The following is a 24172-nucleotide window of genomic DNA, read 5'->3' on the forward strand; positions in this document are numbered from 1 at the left end:
CCACCAAACCACCCGAATCGGTGAGGCCGAAGGACGCCACCAAACCACCCGAATCGGTGAGGCCGAAGGACGCCACCAAACCACCCGAATCGGTGAGGCCGAAGGGGACAGCGGAGCCACCCGAATCGGTGAGGTCGGCGGAGTCGTCCGGCGCTCGGCGGACGACCGGCCCCGAGCCGTTGCTCACCGCGTCCGAGCTACGTCGTCTCGCTCGTCTCGCGCGTCGGGCCGCCCGGGTCTTCGGGGGCCCGCAGGACATCGAGTTCGGTTTCGACGAGGACGGACGGCTGTGGCTGTTCCAGAGCCGTCCGATCACGGCGATGGCGGCCCGGCCGCCGCGCGGTGCCCGGCTGCTCGGCCCCGGGCCGGTGGCGGAGACCCTGCCGGGGCAGTTGGAGCCGCTGGAGGAGGATCTGTGGGTGGCGCCGATGGCCCGGGGGCTCGCCTTCGCGCTGGACATCGGCGGTAGCGCGCCGCGCCGGAGCCTGTGGACGACGCCGGTCGTCACGACGGTGGGCGGTCGGGCCGCGGCGGACCTGCGGCTGCTGGGCGCCGTGCCGCCGAGACACCCCAGGCTCGTATGGCTCAACCCGGCACCGGGTGCCCGGCGGCTCGGGGCCGCCTGGCGGGTGGGACGGCTGACGTCGACGTTGCCGGGCCTGGCGACGGACCTGGTGGCCGATGTCGATCGGCGGCTGGCCGAGACCCCGTCGACCACCGAACTCCCGACCGCCGAGCTGATCTCGATCCTTCGCTGGACGCGCGCCGTCCTGGTCTCGCTCCACGCCCAGGAAGCCCTCGCGGGCGCCCTCCTTCCGGAGCCTCGTATCACGGCCGCGGGCACGGCCCTCGCCACGCTCAACGAGACCAGGTACCACGACCGGAACCTCCCGGACCACCGGTTGGTGGCCACCGAACCCGTGCTCCTCGCACTGACGGCCCCCAGCCTGTGGGGCGACCTGCGACTGCCCCCGCCCGAGCACACGCACCGGCACAGTTCGACGGCGGCCACGGCAACCGTCTACCCCGGCTCCATCTCCTCCGATCCTCCCGCGGCCCCCACTCCCCCCGCCCCCGCCGCAGCCCCGCCGTCCACCCCCTCCCCCTCCGAACCCCACAACAACCCGGCCCCCCTTCCCACCCCTCACCGCACCAAGACCGTCTCTGCCCCTGCCCCTGCCCCTGCCTCCGTGGGCGCCCTCCCGCCCCGCGAGGCCCTGCGGCTGCGTATCCGTTGGGTGCAGGAGTTGCAGGTCAGGCTGGTGCGGGAGGCGGCGCGCAGACTGCGCGTGCGGGGTGTGCTGGCCGAGGCCCGGCGGGTGGGGCTGTTGCGGTGGAAGGAGTTCGTGACCGGGCTGGAGGCCGGGGGCCTGCCGCAGGACTTCGAGGAGCGGTTGCCCCGAGCCGTGTCCGCACCACTCCCGGACAGGTTCCGGCTCGCGCCCGGCGGTGTGGTCGTCGCCGAACGCACAGTCGGGCGATCCGATGACGGAGGACGGGGCGTGTCCGGTGGCCGGGGCATCGGCACGGTATGGGACGGCGACGGGACCAGGCCGCAGGATGCGCTGTTGGTGGTCCGCACGCTCGACCCGGCTCTCGCCCCACTCCTGCCACACCTCACGGGACTGGTCGCGCAGACGGGCAGTCCGTTGTCCCATCTCGCCGTGCTGGCACGGGAGTTCGGGGTCCCGGTGGTGGTCGGGGTCGGCGACGCGGTACGCCGTTTCCCGCCGGGTGCCCGGCTGATGGTCGACGGCACCTCCGGCGACGTACGGCCGTGGGGTTCGTGATGCGGCGCCTCGCCTATCTCTTCGGGGGCGCGGCGGCGGTCGGCGCGGGCGTCTATTTCGTCGTGTACCTCTACCGGTGGCAGTGGCAGCGGGCCATCCTCAGCGGGGTGCTGCTCCTGATCGTCGGGGTGCTGCTGCTCGGGATCGTGCTGCTGGGGCGACTCGCGCGGATCGAGGAGCGGATCCTGGAGAGCGAACGGCGGCAGCAGGACGCGCTCGCCCGGCTCCGGCAGACGCGCACACACACGCACACGCACGAGGGGGGCGACCGATTCCGCTGGCTGGAGGACCCGGCGAGCCGTACGTATGTCTTCGTGCCCGTGCTGATGGTCACCGGTGTGGTGTTGTCGGGGATCGCCTGGCTGGTGCAGCGGATCGCGTCGGTCACGGCGCGGCCGACGGCCGAGCGGCGTCTCGCCGGACAGCTGGCCGTGCTGACCGCGCCCGATCCGAAGCCGAACGCCGATCTGGAGGACGCTTCCCCGCTGGGCGGCGGCGGCCCGGGCCGGACGCCCCGGCTGATCACCGCGGGCGTGGGCGTCGCCCTGCTGGGCTCGCTGGTCGTCGGGCTCGCCGACCTCACCCAGACCAGGAAGGAGGAGCGGAACGGGGCCGAGGCGACCTCCGTGCTGGTCCGCGTGGACATGCGTGGCGTGCGTCCGACCGCCGAGCGACAGTCCCTGGCGGCGTCCCAGGTCTGGGAAGGCTGCCGGAACTCCACGTCGGTGCCTCTGCGGCGGACCACGCTCGGCGAGCTCGGCGACGGCCTGTTCGCCGGGGTCGTCCGCCCGGCGCTCACCGATCACGACCGTCTGCGGCTGCGCGGCTGCCTGGAGGACGCCGAAGTGGACCGCGCCCACCTCACGGTGGTGGGGATCGGCGACGCGGACAAGGAATGAGTACCGGATTGCGGAGCTCCTGAAGGGCAGCGGAGCTCTTGGAGTGCGGAAGATCAACAGAATATGCAAGATCAATACAATAGGTATGAATGACGTGAGGTATCACACAACCAGACATAACGCTTACGTCGGGCAGGCTACGATGCGAATTAGACCCCCCGTCCCCGACCTTCGGTTCATTCATGCCTGTCGCCCTGACTCCTCCGCCCGTAGCCCCGGATCTACTCCCCACCGCTCCCGTCCGGCCCCGCTCACTGCGCCGGAAGGTGGTGCGTGTGCTGATCGGCGTCCTGCTCGGCTATCTCGCTCTGTGGGCCACGGGCTCTCTCGGCATCGTGGCGGCTTCGTACGTGGCACGTGAGACGATCTCGGCGCCCGAGGGGACCCGCTCGCTGCGGGGTGTCCACAACTTCCAGCCCGTCGGCACCGACGGCGAGCTGTGGCGCGGGGCCGTGCCCTCCCCCGCCGGCTACCGGGCGCTCGCCGACCTCGGCATCACCACGGTCGTCGACCTGCGCGCCGAGAAGTTGAGCGCCGCCCAACTCGCCCTGCCGCACGAGGCGGGCCTCGACGTCGTACGGGTACCGATGCGCGACGGGCAGACGCCGACGCCGGAGCAGGTGCAGCGCCTGCTCGACGCCGTCTCGGAGAGCTCCGGGCCGGTGTTCGTGCACTGCGGTGCCGGAGTCGGCCGTACGGGGACGATGGCCGCGGCCTACCTCGTGAAGTCCGGACAGGAGGACTCGCCCGGGGCGGTCTGGCGCAACCTGTCGGTCGGGCCGCCGTCGATCGAACAGATCTACTACGGGCTGATGCTGGAGCGGGAGCGGGCGACCGCGCAGCCGCCGTTGTCGGTGGTCGTGGCGAGCCGCATCATCGACGCCCCGCGCCGCATCTGGTCGTACCTGTAGCCGTCGGCGCCGCCACGGCGTACGGGGATGCGCATCTCCGCGCGCGCCGGGGCACGCGGAGAGACACTCGCGCCCCGGCGTGCGGAGTTCGCACCGTGGCGCCGCGTTGGGACGCCGCGACACCGGAAGGCGCCCCCTTGGTGCCCGATGGCACCCCTTGGCATCCAAAGGCGCCCCACCCCGCACGAGAACGCACCCAGCCGCGCGAATGCGCGGCACCTGCCAAATAGCCTGCACGGCGCCCGCCAAATAGCCTGCACCGCGCTTGCCATAAAGCCTGCACCACGCCCGCCATAGAGCCTGCACCGCGCTTACCAAGAGGCCTGCACCGCGCTTGCCATAGAGCCTGCACCGCGCCCGCCAAGAGGCCTGCACCGCGCTTGCATTGGTCGTCCGCGAAGCCCTACGGCTTGCGCGCCACCGCCCCGTATCCCGGGATGACCCCGTCGTCCTGGCCGGGGACGGGCTCGCCGAGTTCGGGGTGCCAGTGGTGGGGCACCTCGACGCCGGGGTCGACCAGTTCGAGGCCGTCGAAGAAGCGGGTGAACTCCTCACGGGAACGCAGGGCCAGCGTGACGCCCGCGGCCTTGAGCTTCTCCGTCGCCGCCTTCGACTCCTCCGGAGTGAAGTCGGCGGTGGCGTGGGTGACGGCCAGGTAGCTGCCGGAGGGCAGTTCTGACATCAGCCGCTGGACCAGGACGTGCGCACCGTCCTCGTCGGAGACGAAGTGCAGCAGCGCGATCAGCGAGAGCGCCACGGGCCGGTCGAAGTCCAGAATCTTCTTGGCGCCCTCGATGACGGCGTGCGGGTCGCGCACGTCGGCCTGCAGATACTCGGTGCGCCCCTCCGGCGTACCGCGCAGCAGCGCCGCCGCGTGGGCGAGCACGATGGGGTCGTTGTCGCAGTAGACGACGCTCGTCTCGGGAGCGACGCTCTGGGCGATCTGGTGCAGGTTCGGCTCGGTCGGGATACCGGTGCCGACATCGAGGAACTGCCGTACGCCGTTCTCCGCCAGCCAGCGCGTGGAGCGGTGCATGAAGGCGCGGTTGACCTGTGCCATCACCGGCACCCGGGGGTCGAGGGCCAGCATCTGCCTGCCCATGGCCTCGTCGACGGGGTAGTTGTCCTTACCTCCGAGATACCAGTCGTACATCCGTGCGGGGTGGGGCCTGCTCGTGTCGATCTCGACGGGGGGACGCCCGCTCATGACGAACTCCATGGGAATGTGCGGCAGTAGGTGATCAACTCAGGGCCAACATAGGGTCATTGACTGAACAACAGGGAGTGCGCAACAGGCCTCAGGACAAGAGGAAGTCAGCCACCCCCGCCTTGGCGCCCTGGATGAAGGCGTTCATCTCGGCGGGCGTGTAGATCAGCGCCGGTCCGTCGGGGTCGGTGGACTGCCGTACGGCGATTCGGCCGTCGGCGAGCTTCATGGCCTCCAGGCAGTTGCCTCCGTTGCCTCCGCTCCAGGGCTTGTGCCAGCCCTCGCTGCCGAGTTCCCGGGCGGGCATGCCGTTGTAGACGCGTGTGTGCGACTGCTTGCGCGTGCGCGGCTGCGACTGCGACTTGATGAGTTCCATTCGGTGTCTTCAGAGCTCCTTGCGGAGATCCCGGAGGATCTCCTTCGTGCGTTGTGCAGTGGCGGCCTGCGCCGCCATGCGGTCCATGACCTCGAGGTGGGTCGCCACCTCGGAGCGGTCGTCCAGGTAGACGGCGCCGGTCAGGTACTCGCTGTAGACCATGTCCGGAAGTTCGGGCATGGCGAAACGGAACAGGACGAACGGCCCGTACGTGCCGGGGTGCGGTCCTGTGTCGAAGGGGGCGACCTGGAGCGTCACACGAGTCAGTTCCATGGCCTCCAGCAGTCCGTCGATCTGGGCGCGCATGACCGCCGGCCCACCGACCGGGCGGCGCAGAGCGGTCTCGTCCATCACGAACCACAGCCGGGGCGCGTCCTCACGCGTGAGCAGTTCCTGCCGCTGCATGCGCAGGGCGACATGGCGCTCGATGTCCTCGGGCTTGGTCTGGCCGATGGCGCCCGAGGTCATGACGCCACGTGCGTAGTCCTCGGTCTGCAGCAGTCCGGGGACGAAGTGGGGGTCGTAGCCGCGGATCAGGCCGGCCGCCCCCTCCAGGCTGACGTACATGGAGAACCAGCCCGGCAGGATGTCGTGGTAGCGCTGCCACCAGCCGGGCTTGTTGGCGTCCTCGGCGAGCCGGACGAAGGTCGCGGCCTCCTCGTCGCCGACCCCGTACGCCTTCAGCAGGAGCTGGAGGTAGGGAATCTTGAGGGCGACCTCGGCGGTCTCCATTCGGCGGACGGTGGCGGCGGCGACGTGCAGGATGCGGCCGGCCTCCTCACGCCGGATGCCCGCGCGCTCGCGCAGGTCCAGCAGACGCCGGCCGAGAACGACCTGACCGACCGTCGGCGCGGACCGCGGCTCGCTCATCTCGCCCCTCTCTTGTCTGACTCTGCGCTGACCTGCGTCGATTCCCGGCCTGTCCGGTCCCGACAGCCCGGCGGCGCCGCTCGGAGGCCTCGCGCGCCACGCAGGTCCGTGTACACAAACGAACACTGTGCGTGCTTAAGAACGTTGTGCGAGGGATTTCCAACTGGCGCCGCTACACGTGCTGTTGCGTGCAGTGTGCCACGACCGTTCAGAGAGTCATACGGCACTCTGCAATTTTCAGAGTGACACTTGCCAAGTGTTCACGGCGGGGCGATAGTGGCAAGCGTGATTCCGCCCCCTGCGCCGTTAGGAACAGACGCCGCCGGAGACCGTGTCGGTCCCGGTCCGGCCGCCGGGGCGCGCCCCGAGACAATTGCCGAGCGCCGGTTTCGGTTCGAGCTGGCCGCGCACCCGGGTGCCGTGGCCCAGGCCCGGCGTGTGACCCGAACCCAGCTCACCGGCTGGGCCCTTTGCGAGGACACCTGCGACACGGCCGCCCTGGTCGTGTCCGAGCTGGTGACCAACGCGATCGTGCACACCGCGAGCACCCAGATCGTCTGCGAGCTGCACGACGGCGACGAGCTGGTGCGCATAGCGGTACGTGACGAGGGCTGCGCTCCGGGTGAGCCGCACCCTTCTCCGCAGCGCCCCGAGGAGGAACACGGGAGAGGGCTGCTCCTCATAGAGTCCCTCTGCCGCTCCTGGGGAGCGCAGCCGGTCGGCCTGGGGCTCCTGGTGTGGGCGGACGTGCCGCGTGGTCTCCTCGTCGGCGCCGTCCCCCCCGACCTGGGCGCGGACACGGTCATGGTCACCGGCCTGGCGGCGGGCACGGACATCGCGGCCCGTTCCGATCTGGGCTGGGGCGCGAAGAAGCCGCCGACGGAGGACCGGGACGGGGACGCCGAGTCGTTCCGCCTCCCGGACGCCGAGAGCCGTGCGGGTGCCGAACCCCGTAGGGGTGCCGACGCTCGCAGAGGTATGGACGGCCGCGCGGTGGCCTGGGCCCGTGCGGGTGGGGACTGTCGTACGGAAGTCGAGGTCCGGCCGGAAGTCGGGCGGCGGACGGGGGCCGAATGGGTGTGAGCGCGTCGATCGGTCCCGCTCGGCCCCCCGGTGGGGGCAGAGTGGCCCGCGTGGTGAGCCTCGACACCCTGACCCGTATGCGCCGCGCCCAGCGTCCCGCTGCGCCGCCCCGCCCCATTCCCCTGCCCGAGGGCATGACCGCGCCCATGGGCTGCGACGCGGTTGCCGTCCCGGCCCGCTTCGGACCGATGGTCATGCCCCGGCTGCCCCGTGTGGGCTGTGTCTACGCCGACAAGGCGCACTGGTGGTGGATCGTGCCGACCGACTCCGACTACGCGCTGGAGTGGCCGGCTCCGGTGCGCTACACCACCGGGGCGCTGGTCTGCGACGGTGCGGACGTGCCCGGGCTGATCCTGCGGCCGGAGGGGGCCATTCCCTATACGCCGCCGATACCGCTGTATCTGGCGTTGTGCCGGGTCACCGGGACCACGCCTTCGTGGTCCCGGACGATGACCGCGTAGGGCTCCGCCGGTTGGGGCGCGTTCCCGCCGGGGGGGGTGCGCCCCCTGGGTACCCGCCAGGAGTCGGGGACGGTCGGTCGTTTCGCGACTTCGGGCCCTGGGGGGGGCTTGTCGCACGGTTCCCCGCGGCCCTGTGATGGAGGGGCCTTCGGTCTTTCCCTCACCTCCCGGCGTACTCCCTTCCGCCTCTTCGCGCCCCGCGTGCTCCGGGTGGGCGGAGCTGTCGTCGTCGTGCGCCCTGGTCGGGGGCGGGATGCGCCGGAATAGTGGCCTGTCGGCGACGACTCGGGGGAGGCCGTGAGTGGGAAAAGCGCGTGACGGGGGCAGCACTCCGGAGACGTCGGAGTCGGAGCTGCTGCTGTTCGGGGGGCCGCTGCGGTACGACATGGGCTGGTCACAGCATGCCAACGCGTTTCTGGAGCTGAACTTCCGCGCGATGGTGCGGCGGCTGCCGTCGCTGCTCGCGTCGAGTTTCCGGCTGGCCTGGCAGGCGGACCGGCGGGCCGCCAGGACCGTGCTGGCCGCCGAGACGGGCCGCGGCCTCGCCCAGGCGGTGAACCTGCTCGCGATGAACGCGATCCTGGCCCGGCTGATCGCGGACGGCACGGTCGAGGAGCGGCTACGGGGAGCCGCCCCCGCGCTCGGCACCATCGCCGCCGTGATGCTGGTGTCCACCCTGCTGCGAGCCGCGTCGACGTACGCCACGGGCCGGCTGGAACCGAAGGTGGAGCGCGTCGCGACCGAGCTCTATCTGGAACGGGCGGCGGCCGTGGAGCTGTCCGCGATCGAGGACGACGGTTTCCACAAGCTGCTGGACACCGCGAAGTACGGCGCCCAGTCGGCCCGCCGGATGATCAGCTACTCGGCGCGTGTGGTGAACGCGCTGATCTCGCTGACCGCGGCGGCCGGTGTGCTGACCGTGCTGCACCCGGCCCTCCTCCCGCTCCTGGTCACGATGACCCTGCCGAGCGCCTGGAGCGCCCTGACGATCGCCCGCCGCCGCTACACCTCCTTCCACGCCTGGGTGCAGCACGCCCGCGCGGGATATCTGATCGGCTCGCTGCTGATCGAGCCGGAGGCGGCCCCGGAGATCCGGGTGCACGGTGTCGGCCCGTTCCTGCTGCGCCACTTCCGCTCCATGTCGGAGACGGCGGAGGCCGAGCAGGCGCGCCTGGCCCGGCTGGCGGCCCGTACCGGCCTGTACGCGGCCGTGTGGACCGGGCTGGCGACCGTGGCGACGTACGCGACGCTGGGCGGTCTGCTTCTCGCGGGCGCCATGGCGCTGTCCGTGGCCGGTACGGCGGTCATCGCGATCCGCACCGGTTCCGCCAGCCTCGACACCCTGGTCCTGGAGGTGAACTCCCTCCACGAGGAGGCCCTCTTCGTGGGCGACATGCAGCGCCTGTACGTGGAAGCCGCCAAGCGCGCGATCCCGGAGGGCGGTGATTCGCTGCCCGAGGAGCCGCGCGAGATCCGGGTGGAGAACGTGACCTTCACCTACCCGGGCAAGGCCACCCGGCCCGCGCTGGACGATGTCACCCTGACCGTGCCGCTGGGCAAGATCGTGGCGCTCGTCGGCGAGAACGGCTCGGGCAAGACGACCCTGGTCAAGCTGCTCGCCGGGCTGTACACCCCCGACCAGGGCAAGATCATGTGGGACGGCGTGGACGCGGCGGGCGCCGACCGGCGGCAGCTGGCCGAGCGCATCGCGATGGTCGCGCAGGACTTCAAACGGTGGCCCTTCACCGCCCGCGTCAACATGGCGATCGGGCGCCCCTCGGCGCCGCTGACCGAGGAGCGGATCGCCGCGTCCGTCGCGGAGGCCGGGGCACAGGCCGTGATGGAGGATCTGCCCCGCGGCCTCGACACACTTCTGGGCAAGGGGTTCAGCGGCGGGCACGAGCTGTCGGGCGGACAGTGGCAGCGCCTCGGGATCGCGCGGGCCGCGTACCGGCGCGGGCGCATCCTGATCGTGGACGAGCCGACGGCCGCCCTGGACGCCCGCGCCGAGCTGGAGGTCTTCGAGAAGATCCGCGCCCTGGCGGGAACCGGTCAGACGGTCGTCCTGATCACGCACCGGCTGGCGTCCGTGCGCCACGCCGACCTCGTGCACGTCCTCGACCAGGGCCGCCTGGTGGAGTCCGGCACCCCGGACGAGCTGCTGGCCACGGGTGGGGTGTACGCGGAGCTGTACTCGCTCCAGGCCGAGCAGTTCGCGGCGAAGATGCCGACAAGGGAAGCTGCCGCGGCGAACATGCCGACGGGGCCGGCTGCCGAGGCGAAGGTGGCGACAGGGCATGCTGCCGCGGCGAAGGTGCCCGCACCGAAGGCGGGGTGAGGTCAGGCCGACGCGGTCACGGCGGTGTCGGCGCCGCGCACGATGACCAGGAACATGTCCGTCGCGATGTCCATCACGACCTCGGCCTGCTGCCCTTCGAGGCGGGCCGCCTGCGCCAACTCCTCCGCCGGCCACGAGCCGCGCGGCCCACCGGCGGGAAAGCGCCCCAGCACCGTTCGCCCGTTCACCCTGCACCTCCATGTCGCGCTGTACCCGTATCCCGTGATCGCGGCCGGGCAGCTTGTAGATTTAAACGCCAACCATGGGGTGAACGGCTCGCGAAGTGACGGTACTGAGACGTAGTTGACACGAGGTCAACGGCGGATCGTGAGGTACCTCTCAGAAACCACACATTCCGGTGACTCTACGTACCGACTCTTGCACTATTTGTCACTCCTCGTACTCCTCGTACTCCTCGTACTCCTCGTACTCCTCGCACTCGTCGCACTCGTCGCACTCGTCGAGGCAGCGGAAGCGCTCGTCGCTCACCGCCTCCGCCCGGCGCCGTGACGGCCGGCCGTCCGGCTGCGGAGCCGAACCCCTCCAGGCAGTGCCCGTACGCCGGGTACGTGTGGAAGACCCCCGTCCATCCCCTGCGCGCCTGGCAGGGGAGGATTCGTGTACGGCGCTCGTCACACGACGGCGAACTCGTTGCCGCGCGCCCGCAGATGCGGCAGGTGCCCGATCCGGTCGAGGAAGGCCGAGCAGTCACGGGAACCCGGGGTGGACCGGAGGCGGAAGCGGAACTCATCGACGGGGCAGGACCTTTCTGCCGAGCGTCTCCGCAAGCGCCCCGTTAGCCGCTCACTCGGGAGGCCTGTCGTAGTCCTGGATGCGGTTGCCGTGGCTGCGGTCGGTGAGTGCGGCGAGGCGGTCCGTGAGCTCCCGTACGGTCGTCGCCACGTCGACGGTGAGCAGTTCCCGGTCGCGCATCAACACACGGCCGTCGACGATCGTGGTGCGTACGTCGGCGGAACGGGCGCTGTGCACGAGGGTGGCGGCGAGGTCGTGCACCGGCTGGGTGTGCGGGCCGGTGAGGTCGACCAGGACGATGTCGGCGCGCCGGCCGGGGGCGAGGCTGCCGATCCGTTCCCCCAGCCCGACGGCTCGGGCGCTCTGCAGGGTGGCGTGGTGCAGGGCCTGGCGGGAGGTCAACCAGCGCGGGTCGCCCTCGGTGGACTTCTGCACGAGTGCGGTGAGGGCCATGGCCTCCCACACGTCCAGGGAGTTGTTGGAGGCGGCGCCGTCCGTGGCGAGCCCCACAGGGACGCCGATACGGCGCAGGGCGCGTACCGGGGTCGTGGGCCAGGCGAACTTGAGGTAGCCCCGGGGCGCGGTGGCGACGGCCACCTGCCCGGTCGCCCGCTCCAGGACCGGCAGGTCGCGCTCGACGATCCCGGTGCCGTGCGCGATGAGCACACCCGCGTCGACGCCGAGCAGCCCGGTGCGCTCCAGGACCTCGATGGGCGTGACGCCGTGCCGGGCGAGGCTGTTGTCGGTCTGGTCGCGGCTCTCCGAGGCGTGCAGATGTACGGGGAGGCCGTGCTCGCGGGCTAGGTCGGCGGTCGCGGCAAGGTCGGCGTCCTCGACGGTGTAGGGGGCGTGCGGGGCGAGCGCGGTGGTGATGCGACCGTCGGCCGCACCCCGGTGGCGTAGCGCGAACTCCAAGGACTTCTGCCGTCCTTCGGGTCCCTGCGAGGAGAAGAAGGCCTCGCCCAGATGCGCCCGCATCCCCGTCTCCTCGACCACGACGGCGACCGTCTCCATCGAGAAGTAGTGATCGGCGAAACAGGTCACCCCGCCCCGGATCATCTCCGCGCAGGCCAGCCGGGCCCCCAACTCCACGCCCTGCGTGGTGAGGTTGGACTCGACGGGCCAGATGACGTCGTTGAACCACTGCTCCGCCGGCAGGTCCTCCGCGATGCCGCGCAGCGCCACCATCGGCGCGTGCGTATGGCAGTTGATCAGCCCCGGCATCGCGACCTGGCCGCGCGCGTCGATCCGTTCCGCCGTGGCGACCGGAGCCGTCTCCTCCGCCGGCCCGATGCTTGCGATCACCCCGTCCCGTACGACGATCGCGGCGTCCTCGACGAAGGCGATCCCCTCGTGCTCATCGTGGACGAGGGCGGTGCAGCCGGTGATGACGAGATCGGCGGGCGACGGGGACGAGGTCGCGCGGGGAGGTGGGGACGGAGGCGGCGTCATGTCGTCACGGTACGACCGGGGTGTGCCCGGGAGGGGGATGAATCGGGCATCCGGTGGGTGGTGGGAACGGGATCCGGCCGTGTCCGGCGCGCACCGGGCCGGCGGGCGGGCTCAGGCGGTCAGCCCCTGCCTCGGCAGTATGTCGGCCATGTCCGGGGCGTCGGGGAGGCTGATGCCGGTGTGCCTGCGGTGGCGTGCGAGTTCGTCGAGGAGTGCAGTGAGCCGCTCGGTGTGGTGGCGGCTCAGCCGTCCGGTGTCGTCGAGGTGCACGGCGCAGGCGGTGGTGGTGTCGACCAGCCGTTCGAGGACGGCGGCGACCTCGTCGGTGCCCTCGGTGTGCCGGGCCAGGGCGGGCAGTTCGGCTCCGGAGAGGGCGATCGTGGCACGGGCCTGGGCGAGCGCCCGGTAGGCCTCGCGGCGCAGGGTCCAGCGGGCGGCCCGTTCGTCGGCCTCACCCGGCAGGGCTGCCCCGACGGACACGGTGACGCCGTTGGGGGTGGCCGCTCCGCTCGACAGGGACGTCGCGTTCGCTCCGGAGTCGGCGCCCGGCGCGCGCGACTCGTTCAGGACGTGCACGAGGTAGGCGTGCGCCGCCGTGCCCGCTTCGGTGAGCCGGGCGCGTACGCCCCCGCCTCGCTGCCCCTTCGGCATCGGCAGGTGGCCGACGATCAGGACGATGGCGCAGGCCAGGAGCGTCTCGGCGATGCGGCTCCAGGAGGCCTGGGGGTCGCCGCCGACCATGACGAGGGCGAGGACGAGGACGGTGACGACGGCGGTCTGGGCGGCGAAGTGCCGGGTGGCGACGGGTATCAGCGCCCCGCTGACCGCGACGAGCGCGATGAGCCCTTCCGGCCGGGGCAGTACGGCGGCGAACCCGGCGAAGAGCACCGCGCCGAGCACGGTCCCCGCGGCCCGGCACAGCACCCGGGACACGAGCGGCCCCAGGTCGGGCTTGACCAGGAAGACGGCGGTCGCGGGCAGCCAGTACCAGTGCTCGTGGTGCAGCACCTGTGCCACGGCCGCGGCGGCCCCGAAGGACAGGGCGACGCGCAGGCCGTACTCGCGTCCCCCGGACCCGAGGCCGAGCCGTACGAGCGACCGGAGGGTACGGCGGCGGGTGTGCAGGTCGTGTGCGTCGCCGCCCCGGTCGAAGGTCTCGGCGGCGTGCAGGAGCGCGTCGTCGAGGGCGCGCAGCGCGGGCGCGGAGCGGGAGGGCGCGGGCAGCGGCCCGGTGGCGGTGTTGCCGCGCACGGCGGCGGCGAGCCGCCGGGGCCCTTCGGAGGCACGGCCGACGACGGCGTCCCCGGCCCAGGCCAGCGCGGTCGCCGCCTCGGCCAGGGGCAGCGCGGCGGCGTACTGGGCGTGCAGCCGCCGCTCGGCCGAGGAGCTGGCGTACCGCCGTATCCGGGGTCCGGCGAGCGCGTCCTGGGCATGGTCGAGGGCGGCGGTCAGTGCGGCCCGCCGGGCGGTCGCGTCCGGGGTGCCGACGGCGTCCAGCAGCCCGGCGATCGCGTCGTAGACGGCGGCGACGGCGTCCCGTTCCCCGTCGAAGCGGTAGTCACCTGCGGTGAGGACCGCGGGTGTGGGCAGGGCGAGGCGCAGTGCGAGCAGCCATCCGGCGCCGGCGAGGTAGGCGAGCGCCCGCTCCCATCCCGGTTCCGGCAACGGCATCCCGGCCCCGATGGCGGCCGCGACCAGCAGTTGCGTGCCCGCTCCGGACGCCACGAGACCGACCGCGCTCATACCGCCGGCGAGCAGCCCGAGCGCGGTGAGCAGCAGGGTGAGGACGACGGCCCCGGCGTACTGGCCGGCGTACGTTCCGGCGAGCAGCCCCACGGCCCCGGCGAGCGCGGGCACCCCGAGCCGTTGCACGGCGGCGCGCCGGCTTCCGGGGCGGTCGTTGATCCCGGCGAGCATGGCGCCGAGCGCGGCGAGGACCCCGACGGAGGGCCGCCCGAGCAGCACGGCCACGAGCAGCAGCGGCCCACCGGCCAGCGCCCCTCGCAGCACCGCGTTCCAGGGCACCGGTCCTCGTTGGGCACGCAGTGCGTGGGCGAGCCAGGGAGGAAGGGGCAGGGCGGCGGGGCGGGTCACGGAGCTCCTGTCGTCGGGTGAGGGCGGGGGTGTGCCTTCGGGCGACGGCGGCCGGGGCGTTGGGGGTGTCAGCGGCGACGGTTGGCGCGCCGACTGACGGCATCAGTCACTTGGGTTGCCTGTGCTCTCCACCATAGGTTCCCGAACTTGAGGATATGGAACGCTCGTATTGCCGCGATGTGACAATTCCTGTAGATGCCATGTTCTTTATGAACGCAATCGAGGTACGCACGCGTAGGTCGTGAGGAAAAAAGGTGGGCCCGAGGGCGTAGCCGGCCCCCGGGCCCTGATATGCCGCCCATTGGGCACGCCGCCACGGTAGAGAACCCAGGTCAGTCGTCATGTCGCCGCGTCCTGCCTTTGGACCACCGCGCATCGAGCTGCGCGGGCTGGACTTGAACCAGCACTTCGACGTCCCGGGGCCTGGGCCCGGTCGTTGCGACGATCGGCGGCGAATACTGAGTCTGGAGCAATAGTCTGAGATTGATGACGGCCCGCCCCTGAGTTCTTCAGCGGGTACGGACCGCTCCGTCACGACAAGCCTCAGCTTCAGCTTGCGCTCCTCGCGCACCCCGCCCGGCTTGAAAGCCGACCGGGGAGTCTATGAGGCTACCCGAACTGTCCGAACAGGTAGCCGAACACGGCGTCACCGACCCGCTGGTCGACGACGTCCACACCGTTCGCTTCCTCCCGCGCGAACTTCACGGCCTGCTGCAACTTCTCGACGCGGTCGAGGATTTCGTTCACGCGTCGGGCGGGCAGGGCTCCGGAGAACTTCACGGTGGTCCAATAACCGACCGGAATGTCCTCGTAGTACACCTCCACCTGGGCGGGGTGCTTGTCGGTCGCCTCGGCCTTCACATGGTTGCGCGGCACCTTCTTGGTCCGCACCGTCCGTACGGCCTCGGTCTTCCAGTCGTCGGTGGACGGGTCCTGCGCCCACGCCTCGGAGGCGTCGAGCACGGGCAGCTTCCGCACCAGCGTGTTGATCTCCCCGAGCTGCTTCTCCAGGAAGAGCAGATAGGCCACGGGCACGTCGGCGACGAGCACCCGCCCTTCGACCTTCACGTCCGCCCGCGCCGTGCAGTTGGCCCAGTCCTTGGTGGCGGTCACATCGAACAGCCGCGTGAGAACTCCCGCGGTCTCCCGCAGCACATCCTCCGCCCGCACCTGCACCCGGGTCGACTCGGGCGGCAACTGCTCGCCCTCCTCGTCCTTCGGCTGATAGGTACGCGCGATACCGGCGAGCAACGCCGGCTTCTGCAGGCCATGATGAGCGGCCGTCAGGTCCTGATGGGACTTGGCCTTGACGCCCTTCTCCACTGCGATGATCTGATTGAGTTTCGCCACGCGAGAGACGGTAACAGCGCAAGGGCGATCTTCTCGAAGGATTATTCACCGGGGAATACGGACTTCGGTTCACCGTACGGAATTGCTCCTCGGCCGCCCTACCCGGCGGCCCCCGAAGAGCGCCTCGGCCTCGGAAGACCGCCCGCGTGAACACCAACGGCTCCGGCCGCCTCACCGAGGTCCTCGACGGCGCAGGCGACCTCGGTGAGACGGCCCTTGGGGGCGTGGTCGGCGTGGGCGAGGGTCGCGTGGGTGTGCCGTGTCGTCGTTCGGCGGCGGACGTACGGAGCTTCCCCGAGTACGCGGCCGGGCGGGCGGGTCACCGCGCAGGACTCGGTCGACGGCCAGTTCGGCGACGAGGAGGTAGCGAGGGATGTAGACGGGTTGGCAGAGGAGGGGCTCCACGTGGAAGCGCCCTTCCTCGGCGTTCGCCAACTCCCTCTCCACGGAGTCGAGATCGCGGTAGCGGACGTCGACCTGGCGGCCTTCGACGTCGGCCAGGCACCGCCGTCGAGAACACCACCGCCCCAGCCACCGATCTTCCTCCGCGCGGTCGACGCCGGCCCTGCATCTGGCGGTGTGGGGGCGCCTTGGTGCCGGGGGGAGGAGGAATGGTCGCGGCGGAACGGTGGTGCGGGGGCGCCCTTGGTGCCGGGGGAAGGAGGAATGGTCGCGGCGGAACGGTGGTGCGGGGGCGCCCTTGGTGCCGGGGGGAGGAGGAATGGTCGCGGCGGAACGGTGGTGCGGCATCGGGGAGGCCGGAGGGGCTCGCCTACAGGATCGGCGTGTTCGAGCAGGTGGCACGGGAGAAGCGCCGGCGTGTGGACAGTCCGCACGGCCGCCGGGGTGCCAGGTCCGCCGACGGCGGAGGGCGGCGGCCGCGCTCGACGGCAGCGGAAGCAGCACGGCGCCGCCCGGAAATCGGATGCGGCCGCGGCCGAGAATCCGCATGATCGACAGGTTGTCCACCACCTTTGTCCACCACCGGGAGCAGTCATGATTCAGCGCACCACCGTCCCCAGCCTCTTCGCACCCCCGGTCTACTCGCACGCGTCCGTCGTCGAGGCCGGGACGAGGCTCGCCTTCCTCGCCGGTTCCGTTCCGTTGGACGCCGACGGGAATCTGGTCGGGGAGGGGGATCCGGTACGGCAGGCCGAGCAGGTGCTGGCGAACCTCGGGGAGCAGTTGCGGGCGGTGGGCAGCGACTTCGAGCATGTCGCCTGCACCGATGTGTACGTCGTCAGCGACGAGCCCGCGGTCCTCTCCGCGGTCTGGGACGTCGTCGAGGCGTCCGGTCTCAGCACCGGCCCCCACTCGTCGACCCTCCTCGGCGTGGCCTGCCTCGGCTACACGGGCCAGCTGGTGGAGATCACGGCGACGGCGGTGGTCCCTGAGCCCCCGGCCCAGTAGAGGGTGGGGACTGCCCCCAGCCCGGCAGGGAGCGCGCGGACTGCCCCCGCCCCGCAAGCGCGCGGGGAACTGAGCGTCCACCCATCCACGAACCCGCAGCCGCCCACGACGACGAGGAGGCACCCCCTACAACGCCCCCGTCCCCCGGTCCTACGGCTCACGCGCTCCCCCGGCCCCCCAGCTCCTCCTCTTCGGCAGCGGCTTCGCATAACCTCCCGTCCGGCTGGTGGTCAGCCCCAGCGCCACCAGCGACTCGGCGAGTTTCACGGCCGCTCCCACCCCGTCTACGACCGGCACCCCCAGCTTCTCCCCCACCGTCCGCTGCAGCCCGGTCATCCCGGCGCACCCCAGGACCAGTACCTCGGCCCCGGCGTCCCGGGCCCGCTGCCCGGCCGCGAGGAAGGCCCGGGTGGTGCGGTCGGCGTCGGCGAGGTCGAGGACACCGAGCCCGGTGCCGACGATCGCCGCGCAGTTGCGGCCGACGCCGGCGGCGTCCAGGCTGTCCTCGATCTGCCCGCAGGAGCGTTCCAGCGTGGTGACGACGCCGTAGCGCCGCCCGAGCAGACAGGCGAGGTGGGCGGCGGCCTCGGTGATGTCGACGACGGGGACGTCCACCAGTTCGCGCGCGCCCTCGCGCCCGTGCTCGCCGAACCCGGCCATGACGACGGCGTCGTACGGCCCTTCGTAGGTGCGCAGGGTGTCGAGGACGGCGGCGGCGGAGAGGTAGCTGTCGAGCCAGCCCTCCGCGGACTCGGGCCCCCAGGCCGGGGTCAGCCCGATCACGGTGGTGCCCGGGCCTGCGGCGGTCCGGGCACCTCGCACGATCTCCTCGGTCATCCCCTGCGTCGTGTTGCAGTTGGTGACGACGATGCGCACGCTCAGCCCTCCACGGCTGCCGGTTCTGCGGAAGCCTGCCCGGAGGCCCGCTCGTCCCGGCACGGCACGGCGTACAGCCCGGCGGCCAGGGCCGTACCTATGAACCAGGAATACGGGGCGACCTCGCTGAAGGTCGTCACCAGGGCGAGGACCGCGGAGACCGCCGCGGCGGGCAGGAACGCCCACAGGGCCTTGGGGTTGACGCCCTTGCGGTAGTAGTAGCGGGAGCCGGGCTCGGCGTCGAAGAGTGCGTCGACGTCGATGCGGCCGCGCTTGACCCAGAAGTAGTCGAGCATGATCACACCGAACAGCGGGCCGAGGAAGGCACCAAGGCCGCCGAGGAAGTACTGGACGACGGTGGGGTTGGAGAAGAGGTTCCACGGGGTCACGACCAGCGCCGCGACCGTGCTGATCATGCCCCCGACCTTGAAAGTGATCTTCTGCGGCCAGACGTTGGCGAGGTCGTACGCCGGTGAGACGAAGTTGGCGACGATGTTGACACCCATGGTGGCGATGGCGAAGGTCAGCGCGCCCAGGACGAGGATCCAGGTGTTGCCGATCTCGGCGACGAGGTGGGCCGGGTCGGTGATCGCCTTGCCGAAGACCTCGATCGAGCCCGCCGTGACGATGACGGACACCACCACGAAGGCGGTCGAGTTGACGGGCAGGCCCCAGAAGTTGCCCCGCTTGACCGTCCGGTAGTCCGGCGCGAAGCGGGAGAAGTCGCAGAAGTTGAGCATCAGGGTGCCGTAGGTGGCGAGGACCAGTCCGATCGCGCCGAACCACTGCCGCCACTGCTCGCCGACGGAGACCGGGTTCGGGGTCGAGGTGAGGGAGATGGTCCAGCCGGCCTTGGCGAGGATCCACACGGCCAGCGCGATCATGACGAGCCAGATCGCGGGGCCGCAGAAGTCCTGGAACTTGCGGACCGACTCCATACCCTGGCTGATGATCAGCGCCTGGATGAGCCAGAGGGCGACGAAGGTGCACCAGCCGAGCTGGTGCAGGCCGAGGAAGGAGTTGTGGGTCCAGGACTCCAGGCCCGGCCAGGCGGCCAGCAGCATGATGTTGACCGCGACGGAGGCGAGGTAGGTCTGGATGCCGTACCACATGATGGCGATCACGGCCCGGATGAGGGCGGGGATGTTGGCGCCCCAGACGCCGAAGCTGATGCGGCTGACCACGGGGAAGGGCACGCCGTGGCGCTGCCCGATCCTCCCCATCCAGTTCATCCCGATGTAGATGATCACGAAGCCGACGAGCAGTGACGTGAACACCTGCCAGACGTTCATGCCGAGGACCAGCAGTCCCGCGGCGAACGTGTAGTTGCCGAGGTTGTGGACGTCGGACATCCACAGGGCGAAGAGGTCGAAGACCTTCCAGTTCCGCTTGTCGGCGGGGGCGAGGTCCTCGTTGGTGAGGCGGGGGTCGGGGACGAACGCTGTGGTGCCGGTGGCTTCGGCACTGTCGGCGAGGGACACGGGGCCTCCAGGAGCGAGAGGAGACGGGGGTGGGTGGCGGGGACGGGCGCGACGCCGGCGTGGGGAACCGGAAGAGCACCCGGGATGGTTTGGTATACCAAACTGCGCTCATAGTCCTCCCGTCAACCGTTCGGACCGATGTCGCTGTTGTTAACGCCCCGTAAAACACCCCCGGAGTCGGCGAAGATTGCCTCATGAGCTCCCTGGCTCCTCCGGAAGGAGCGAAGATCGAACCCCTCGGCGCGGTGCGCGAACGCGTTCTCGGCACCCTGCGGCAGGACATCATCGCGGGGCGCCTGCGTCCGGGCGATCGGCTGGTGGAACGTGAGCTGGCCGACCGCTTCGGGGTCTCACGGGTCCCGGTGCGTGAGGCGATCCGCGCGCTGGTCGCCGAGGGATTCGTCCACTTCGAGACCCCGCGCCGCACCGTCGTCCGCCGCCTCACCCCGGCGGACGTGGCGGAACTCTTCGAACTGCGCGAGGCTCTGGAGGTGTACGCCGCCGGGCTCGCCGCCTCCCGCGCCACCCGGGAGTCCCTCGCGGAGCTGTCGGCGCTGCTCGACCGGGCGGCGGAGGCGACCCTCGCCGGGGACGCCGAAACGATCACCGACATCAACACCCGTTTCCACGACCGCGTCCTCGCCATGGCCGGCAACAGCCTGCTCATCTCGGTCATGGAGCCGGTCGACGGCCGCCTGCGCTGGCTGACCCGTCAGAACACCGAGTGGCCCCAACTGCTCACCGAACACCGCGAGTTGTACGACGCCATCGCCTCGGGCGACCCCGACCGCGCCCGCGCCCACGCCCTCACCCACGTCCGGACCAACTACCGGTCGACGGTGCGGCACCTGTTCGGCGAGGAGGGCGGCATCGGCACGGACGGCACACCGCAGGCCCGGTGAACCGCGAGCCCCGGCACACCATGTGTGCCGGGGCGGGCCGGGGCACCCGTCGAACGCCGTCGGCCGGCTCCCCTCAGGACCGGTCCTCGCGTCCTCACGGCCTCAGCCCTTGGCGTACTTGTCCGTCGCCGCCACCAGCGCCGCCGCCATGTCAGGCGCGCCCGCGCTGTGTCCCACGTCGTCGATGACGATCAGCTCGCTGCCGGGCCAGGCGTGGTGGAGGCGCCAGACGATGCCGAGGAGATTGCCGGGGTCGAGGCTGCCCTGGACGAGGGTGCCCGGGATGCCCTTGAGCAGGTGCGCGTCACGCAGCACCACACCGTCGCCGCCCCCGTCGAGGAAGTGGCCGTTGCCCCAGTAGTGGGTGACGGTGCGGGCGAAGGCGTAGCGGAACACCGGGTCCTCGTAGCGCGGCACGGAGCGGGGCGGCAGCGCGGCGATGGCCGTCTCCCAGTCGGTCCAGGCCCGCGCAGCCCGCGCCCGCACCGCCTCGTCGGGCGACTCGAGCAGCCGGTTGTACGCGGCAGCCGGGTTCCCGTCCCGCTCGTCCTCGGGCAGCTCGGCCAGGAACCGTTCGAAGGCCTCCGGGAAGAACTGTCCGAGTCCCCGGGTCAGCAGGGCGACTTCGGCGTCCGACCCCGTGGCGACCCCTGTGAGGACCATCTCGGTCACGGCCTGCGGATGCGTCTGCGCGTAGCGCAGGCCGAGCGCCGACCCCCACGACACACCCCACACCAGCCACCGCCCGATCCCGAGATGCCGTCGCAGCAGCTCCAGGTCGGCGATCAGATGATCCGTCGTGTTGACGCTCATGTCGGTCTCGTACGCGCTCGCGAGCGGCGTCGAACGCCCGCAGCCACGCTGGTCGAGCAGCACGATCCGGTACGCCTCGGGGTCGAAGAGCCGCGGGAACCAGGCGTTGGCCCGGGACCCCGGCCCGCCGTGCAGCACGACCGCGGGCTTGCCCCGTGGATTGCCGTAGACCTCCCAGTACAAGCGGTTGCCGTCCCCGACGTCGAGCATGCCGTGGTCGTACGGTTCGATCTCCGGGTAGAGGGGCATTGCGCGACCCTAACCGGCGTACGACGGCGTCGGCAGCCGGTTTTCCGCCGGACCCGACACCCCGGACCGCCCCCGTGCACCCGGGCCGCCTCGACTACGAAGTGACGCTCAGCCCCGCGGACTTCGCCGCCGTACGCAGGACCTCGCACAGCATGGCGGGGGTCAGCCGGCCGGTGAAGGTGTTGCGCTGACTCACATGGAAGCAGCCGAAGAGGTCGAGCCCGTCGAGCGGTACGTGGGTGCCGTGGCCGAAGACGGGTCGCGGCCGGGGCACGTCCCAGCCGGCCTCGGCGAGCGCGGGCAGCGCGGCCTGCCAGCCGAAGGCGCCGAGCACGACCACGGCCCGCAGTTTCGGCCGCAGCAGCTCCAACTCCCGGACCAGCCACGGCCGGCACGTGTTCCGTTCCTCGGGCGTCGGCTTGTTGGCGGGCGGCGCGCAGTGCACGGGTGAGGTGATCCGTACGCCGTACAGCTCCAGACCGTCGTCCACGCCCACCGCCGTGCCGCGCGAGGCCAGGCCCACGTCGTGCAGGGCCGCGTACAGCACGTCCCCCGAGCGGTCGCCGGTGAACATCCGCCCCGTCCGGTTCGCCCCGTGCGCGGCGGGCGCGAGCCCGACGATCAGCAGCGCGGCGTCGGGCGGCCCGAAGCCCGGCACCGGCCGCCCCCAGTACTCCTGGCCGGCGAACGCGGCCCGCTTCGTACGCGCCACCTCTTCCCGCCACTCGACCAGCCGGGGACAGGCCCGGCACCCGCTGATCCGCGCGTCGAGCTCGGCCAGCCCGGTGCCCCCACCGCCACCGCCGCCGCCTCCGCCTCCGCTGTCGCTGTGGCCGTACCTGTCACCACCGCTGCCGCCGCCCATGTCTCCACGGTACGTCCGGTGATCGCCTCCCCCGCGCGGCCGGCCGGGAAGCTAAGGTCGAGGTATGGCTTCTGAAGGTACGCAGGAGCGGACGAGCGGTCCGGACACCACCGACCGGGGTACCGACGGGTCGGCGGCGTCCGCAGCCGCGGACGCCGCCCGCCCGGCGAGCGGCGAGAGTGTGCGCGTCGACAGCTGGATCTGGTCCGTCCGCCTGGTCAAGACCCGCTCGATGGGCGCCACCGCCTGCCGGGGCGGCCACGTCCGCGTCAACGGTGAACGCGTCAAGCCCGCCCACGCGCTGCGCGTCGGCGACGAGGTGCGGCTGCGCCAGGCCGGGGGCCACGAGCGGATCGTCGTCGTCAGGCGTCTGATCCGCAAGCGGGTCGGCGCGCCCGTCGCCGCCGAGTGCTATGTCGACAACTCCCCGCCGCCCCCGCCCCGTGAGGCCATCGCCCCCGCAGGCATCCGCGACCGAGGCACCGGCCGCCCCACCAAACGCGACCGCCGCGACCTGGAACGCCTCCAGGGCCTGGCCGAGGCCGCCAACGCCGAGCGCCACCGCCGCCCCACCTAGGCAGCCGCGGGCACCCCGCTAACGCCGGTGAGCACGGTGAACACACCCCACACCGGCGCCGCACCCTGCCATGGATATCGCCGAGGGGCTTCCCGGAGGTCACCGGAAAGCTCCTCGGCGATACCCGCCGCGCGGGCGGGGCCGCAACGGTCACGCCGCTCGTCGCGCCCATCGCACCCACTGCGTCGGGCCTGCCACGTCCCGGCGTCGCACCCAGGCGATCAGGGCGAGCGGAACGATCAGGATGAGCGGTGTCGCCGCGTACTCCCCGTCGAAGGCGGTGATCTGCGTGATGAACGCCCCCACCATCAGCGCGCTCAGCGACACCGCCGCGACCGAGGCCAGTGCGGGAATCAACAGCCCTATGGCACCCGCCAGTTCGAGCGCGCCGATGGTGTACATCCCCGCGCCGCCCCAGCCGAGCGTGTCGAAGGACTCGACGGCCGACGGGTGCGCGATCAGCTTGGGCAGTGCGCTCGCGAACGCGTAGAACAGCGCGAGCGCGATCTGCAGCGCACGCAGCGAGATCCGTGCGCCCTTGCTGCGTGCGGTGCCTGTCGTGCCGGCGGCGGAAGCGGTGGTCTCGGGCATGGGATCTCCTGTGTGAAGCGGTTCCGTATCGCTGTCACAGAGGTAGACCGGGTCCCTCCCCCGAACTCATCGCTGCCCGCCGGGATTTCGGGCCGAGATCACTCCCCCTCCCCTCCCCCCTCATCCGGCGGGCACCGTCGGCACCACCTTCACCCACACCCGGTCCTCCGTCAGATATCGCTCGACCTCGAGCCCCGCCTCCCCCAACGCCTCCTCGAACTGTTCCTTGGTCAACGGTCGTGCCCGGAACGTCTGGGTCCACTCGCCGTCCGGGAAGACGTACTCCACGAACACCGAGTCGACCCCGTCCCCGACCGGTTCGGCCGAGGCTATGCGGACGGTGAAGCCTCGGGGGTCGACCCGCTCCCGGGGAACGTTCGTGTGGTAGTCCTCCCCCTCGCGCTGGATCAGTACGAAGCCGTCGTCCGCGACATGCCGCAGACAGGTCGCGAGCATCCCGCGCCGCACCTCGGGGTCCCCGGTGTGGACAAGGAACGACGCGAGCAGCACCACGTCGAACTTCTCACCCAGGTCGAGACTTTCGATCGGACCGCATATCGTGCGGGCCCCGCGCACCCGCTCCAGCATCTCCGCCGACTCGTCGACAGCCGTGACGGTGAACCCCCGCTCGATCAGGGGGTGGGTCATACGGCCCACGCCGCTGCCCAGTTCGAGAATGCGCGCGCCCGCGGGCGCGACGCCGGCGATGACCTCCGGCTCGTCGCCCACCGGCAGCCGCGTGTACAACTCGACCGCGCAGCCGTCCGGGGTGATCGCGCCGGGTCCGGTCCCCTCGTATCCCTCACGCATCTGAATGCTCATAT

Annotated in this window: 22 protein-coding genes; 9 read left to right on the forward strand and 13 right to left on the reverse strand. The window is 71.4% G+C overall.

Features of this window, described 5'->3' with window-relative positions; translation table 11 throughout:
* The first annotated feature begins 128 nt into the window (after window positions 1–128).
* From OG858_RS11430 to OG858_RS11440, 3 genes are all read left to right on the forward strand, one after another.
* Window positions 129–1790: a PEP-utilizing enzyme gene (locus OG858_RS11430; protein WP_328545346.1), complete on the forward strand. Its 1662-nt coding sequence runs from the start codon at window positions 129–131 to the stop codon at window positions 1788–1790.
* Window positions 1778–2689, forward strand: a complete 912-nt coding sequence (locus OG858_RS11435) for a hypothetical protein (RefSeq protein WP_256960651.1) — start codon at window positions 1778–1780, stop codon at window positions 2687–2689. The genes OG858_RS11430 and OG858_RS11435 overlap by 13 nt, the downstream gene beginning before the upstream one ends.
* 182 nt (window positions 2690–2871) lie before the next feature.
* Window positions 2872–3600, forward strand: coding sequence for a phosphatase domain-containing putative toxin (locus OG858_RS11440; RefSeq protein ID WP_319065975.1), 729 nt, complete (start codon window positions 2872–2874; stop codon window positions 3598–3600).
* Between the two features lie 403 nt (window positions 3601–4003).
* Here OG858_RS11440 and OG858_RS11445 read toward each other — a convergent pair whose 3' ends face one another.
* The 3 genes from OG858_RS11445 to OG858_RS11455 form a co-directional block, all read right to left on the reverse strand.
* Window positions 4004–4819, reverse strand: coding sequence for an SAM-dependent methyltransferase (locus OG858_RS11445; protein ID WP_086750162.1), 816 nt, complete (start codon window positions 4817–4819; stop codon window positions 4004–4006).
* A gap of 79 nt (window positions 4820–4898) precedes the next feature.
* Window positions 4899–5183, reverse strand: a complete 285-nt coding sequence (locus OG858_RS11450) for a DUF397 domain-containing protein (RefSeq protein WP_086750161.1) — start codon at window positions 5181–5183, stop codon at window positions 4899–4901.
* A gap of 9 nt (window positions 5184–5192) precedes the next feature.
* Window positions 5193–6053 carry a helix-turn-helix domain-containing protein gene (locus OG858_RS11455; RefSeq protein WP_086750160.1) on the reverse strand — a complete coding sequence of 287 codons (861 nt, stop codon included), beginning with the start codon at window positions 6051–6053 and terminating at the stop codon, window positions 5193–5195.
* Window positions 6054–6338: 285 nt separating this feature from the next.
* Here OG858_RS11455 and OG858_RS11460 point away from each other — a divergent pair, with 285 nt between their 5' ends.
* The 3 genes from OG858_RS11460 to OG858_RS11470 all read left to right on the forward strand — a co-directional run bounded on the left by OG858_RS11460 (window position 6339) and on the right by OG858_RS11470 (window position 9935).
* A complete protein-coding gene (locus tag OG858_RS11460) occupies window positions 6339–7136 on the forward strand; it encodes an ATP-binding protein (RefSeq protein ID WP_086750159.1) in 798 nt (265 codons plus the stop codon).
* Entirely contained in the window at window positions 7127–7597 is a 471-nt protein-coding gene (locus OG858_RS11465; protein WP_179201198.1) for a hypothetical protein, read from the forward strand. The genes OG858_RS11460 and OG858_RS11465 overlap by 10 nt, the downstream gene beginning before the upstream one ends.
* Window positions 7598–7898: 301 nt before the next feature.
* Window positions 7899–9935 (forward strand): ABC transporter ATP-binding protein, encoded by a 2037-nt coding sequence (locus OG858_RS11470; protein WP_327723848.1) that lies wholly within the window; start codon window positions 7899–7901, stop codon window positions 9933–9935.
* Window positions 9936–9937: 2 nt separating this feature from the next.
* On the opposite strand, the gene OG858_RS11475 is transcribed toward OG858_RS11470, so the two are convergent.
* From OG858_RS11475 to OG858_RS11495, 4 genes are all read right to left on the reverse strand, one after another.
* Window positions 9938–10123 carry a hypothetical protein gene (locus OG858_RS11475; RefSeq protein ID WP_086750157.1) on the reverse strand — a complete coding sequence of 62 codons (186 nt, stop codon included), beginning with the start codon at window positions 10121–10123 and terminating at the stop codon, window positions 9938–9940.
* 616 nt (window positions 10124–10739) lie between these two features.
* Complete coding sequence (locus tag OG858_RS11485) at window positions 10740–12140, reverse strand: amidohydrolase (protein ID WP_328544938.1); 1401 nt, start codon at window positions 12138–12140, stop codon at window positions 10740–10742.
* 111 nt (window positions 12141–12251) lie between these two features.
* On the reverse strand, window positions 12252–14234 hold the full coding sequence (locus OG858_RS11490) for an FUSC family protein (RefSeq protein ID WP_328544937.1): 1983 nt from the start codon (window positions 14232–14234) through the stop codon (window positions 12252–12254).
* A 609-nt stretch (window positions 14235–14843) separates the two neighbouring features.
* Window positions 14844–15584: a DUF7873 family protein gene (locus OG858_RS11495; RefSeq protein WP_037693212.1), complete on the reverse strand. Its 741-nt coding sequence runs from the start codon at window positions 15582–15584 to the stop codon at window positions 14844–14846.
* Window positions 15585–16580: 996 nt separating this feature from the next.
* On the opposite strand from OG858_RS11495, the gene OG858_RS11505 reads away from it, so the two are divergent.
* Window positions 16581–16994 carry a RidA family protein gene (locus OG858_RS11505; RefSeq protein ID WP_319065982.1) on the forward strand — a complete coding sequence of 138 codons (414 nt, stop codon included), beginning with the start codon at window positions 16581–16583 and terminating at the stop codon, window positions 16992–16994.
* A gap of 150 nt (window positions 16995–17144) precedes the next feature.
* On the opposite strand, the gene OG858_RS11510 is transcribed toward OG858_RS11505, so the two are convergent.
* Together OG858_RS11510 and OG858_RS11515 are read right to left on the reverse strand one after the other, a co-directional pair.
* The gene (locus tag OG858_RS11510) at window positions 17145–17870 is read right to left on the reverse strand and encodes an aspartate/glutamate racemase family protein (RefSeq protein ID WP_327749035.1); all 726 of its coding nucleotides are present in this window, start codon (window positions 17868–17870) and stop codon (window positions 17145–17147) included.
* 2 nt (window positions 17871–17872) lie between these two features.
* Entirely contained in the window at window positions 17873–19351 is a 1479-nt protein-coding gene (locus OG858_RS11515) for an NCS1 family nucleobase:cation symporter-1 (protein WP_319065985.1), read from the reverse strand.
* Window positions 19352–19545: 194 nt separating this feature from the next.
* On the opposite strand from OG858_RS11515, the gene OG858_RS11520 reads away from it, so the two are divergent.
* Window positions 19546–20253, forward strand: a complete 708-nt coding sequence (locus OG858_RS11520) for a GntR family transcriptional regulator (protein WP_319065986.1) — start codon at window positions 19546–19548, stop codon at window positions 20251–20253.
* A 102-nt stretch (window positions 20254–20355) separates the two neighbouring features.
* Here the strand turns inward: OG858_RS11520 and pip are convergent, their stop codons facing one another.
* Window positions 20356–21315 carry a prolyl aminopeptidase gene (gene pip / locus OG858_RS11525; protein ID WP_086749189.1) on the reverse strand — a complete coding sequence of 320 codons (960 nt, stop codon included), beginning with the start codon at window positions 21313–21315 and terminating at the stop codon, window positions 20356–20358.
* Between the two features lie 94 nt (window positions 21316–21409).
* Window positions 21410–22180 (reverse strand): uracil-DNA glycosylase, encoded by a 771-nt coding sequence (locus OG858_RS11530; RefSeq protein ID WP_319065988.1) that lies wholly within the window; start codon window positions 22178–22180, stop codon window positions 21410–21412.
* Between the two features lie 64 nt (window positions 22181–22244).
* Here OG858_RS11530 and OG858_RS11535 point away from each other — a divergent pair, with 64 nt between their 5' ends.
* Complete coding sequence (locus OG858_RS11535) at window positions 22245–22757, forward strand: RNA-binding S4 domain-containing protein (protein WP_319065989.1); 513 nt, start codon at window positions 22245–22247, stop codon at window positions 22755–22757.
* Window positions 22758–22907: 150 nt separating this feature from the next.
* Here OG858_RS11535 and OG858_RS11540 read toward each other — a convergent pair whose 3' ends face one another.
* The gene (locus tag OG858_RS11540; protein WP_319065990.1) at window positions 22908–23348 is read right to left on the reverse strand and encodes a DoxX family protein; all 441 of its coding nucleotides are present in this window, start codon (window positions 23346–23348) and stop codon (window positions 22908–22910) included.
* Between the two features lie 120 nt (window positions 23349–23468).
* A complete protein-coding gene (locus OG858_RS11545) occupies window positions 23469–24170 on the reverse strand; it encodes a class I SAM-dependent methyltransferase (RefSeq protein ID WP_319272908.1) in 702 nt (233 codons plus the stop codon).
* Window positions 24171–24172 lie beyond the last annotated feature (2 nt).

It is taken from the genome of Streptomyces europaeiscabiei (assembly GCF_036346855.1).
Classification (GTDB): Bacteria; Actinomycetota; Actinomycetes; order Streptomycetales; family Streptomycetaceae; genus Streptomyces; species Streptomyces europaeiscabiei.

What these genes read in the sequence shown, in the direction of transcription:
- OG858_RS11440 (WP_319065975.1), top strand. Translation starts at nt 2,872, where the DNA reads ATGCCTGTCGCCCTGACTCCTCCGCCCGTAGCCCCGGATCTACTCCCC.
- OG858_RS11445 (WP_086750162.1), bottom strand. Translation starts at nt 4,819, where the DNA reads ATGGAGTTCGTCATGAGCGGGCGTCCCCCCGTCGAGATCGACACGAGC.
- OG858_RS11450 (WP_086750161.1), bottom strand. Translation starts at nt 5,183, where the DNA reads ATGGAACTCATCAAGTCGCAGTCGCAGCCGCGCACGCGCAAGCAGTCG.
- OG858_RS11455 (WP_086750160.1), bottom strand. Translation starts at nt 6,053, where the DNA reads ATGAGCGAGCCGCGGTCCGCGCCGACGGTCGGTCAGGTCGTTCTCGGC.
- OG858_RS11465 (WP_179201198.1), top strand. Translation starts at nt 7,127, where the DNA reads ATGGGTGTGAGCGCGTCGATCGGTCCCGCTCGGCCCCCCGGTGGGGGC.
- OG858_RS11485 (WP_328544938.1), bottom strand. Translation starts at nt 12,140, where the DNA reads ATGACGCCGCCTCCGTCCCCACCTCCCCGCGCGACCTCGTCCCCGTCG.
- OG858_RS11505 (WP_319065982.1), top strand. Translation starts at nt 16,581, where the DNA reads ATGATTCAGCGCACCACCGTCCCCAGCCTCTTCGCACCCCCGGTCTAC.
- OG858_RS11520 (WP_319065986.1), top strand. Translation starts at nt 19,546, where the DNA reads ATGAGCTCCCTGGCTCCTCCGGAAGGAGCGAAGATCGAACCCCTCGGC.
- pip (WP_086749189.1), bottom strand. Translation starts at nt 21,315, where the DNA reads ATGCCCCTCTACCCGGAGATCGAACCGTACGACCACGGCATGCTCGAC.
- OG858_RS11530 (WP_319065988.1), bottom strand. Translation starts at nt 22,180, where the DNA reads ATGGGCGGCGGCAGCGGTGGTGACAGGTACGGCCACAGCGACAGCGGA.
- OG858_RS11535 (WP_319065989.1), top strand. Translation starts at nt 22,245, where the DNA reads ATGGCTTCTGAAGGTACGCAGGAGCGGACGAGCGGTCCGGACACCACC.
- OG858_RS11540 (WP_319065990.1), bottom strand. Translation starts at nt 23,348, where the DNA reads ATGCCCGAGACCACCGCTTCCGCCGCCGGCACGACAGGCACCGCACGC.
- OG858_RS11545 (WP_319272908.1), bottom strand. Translation starts at nt 24,170, where the DNA reads ATGAGCATTCAGATGCGTGAGGGATACGAGGGGACCGGACCCGGCGCG.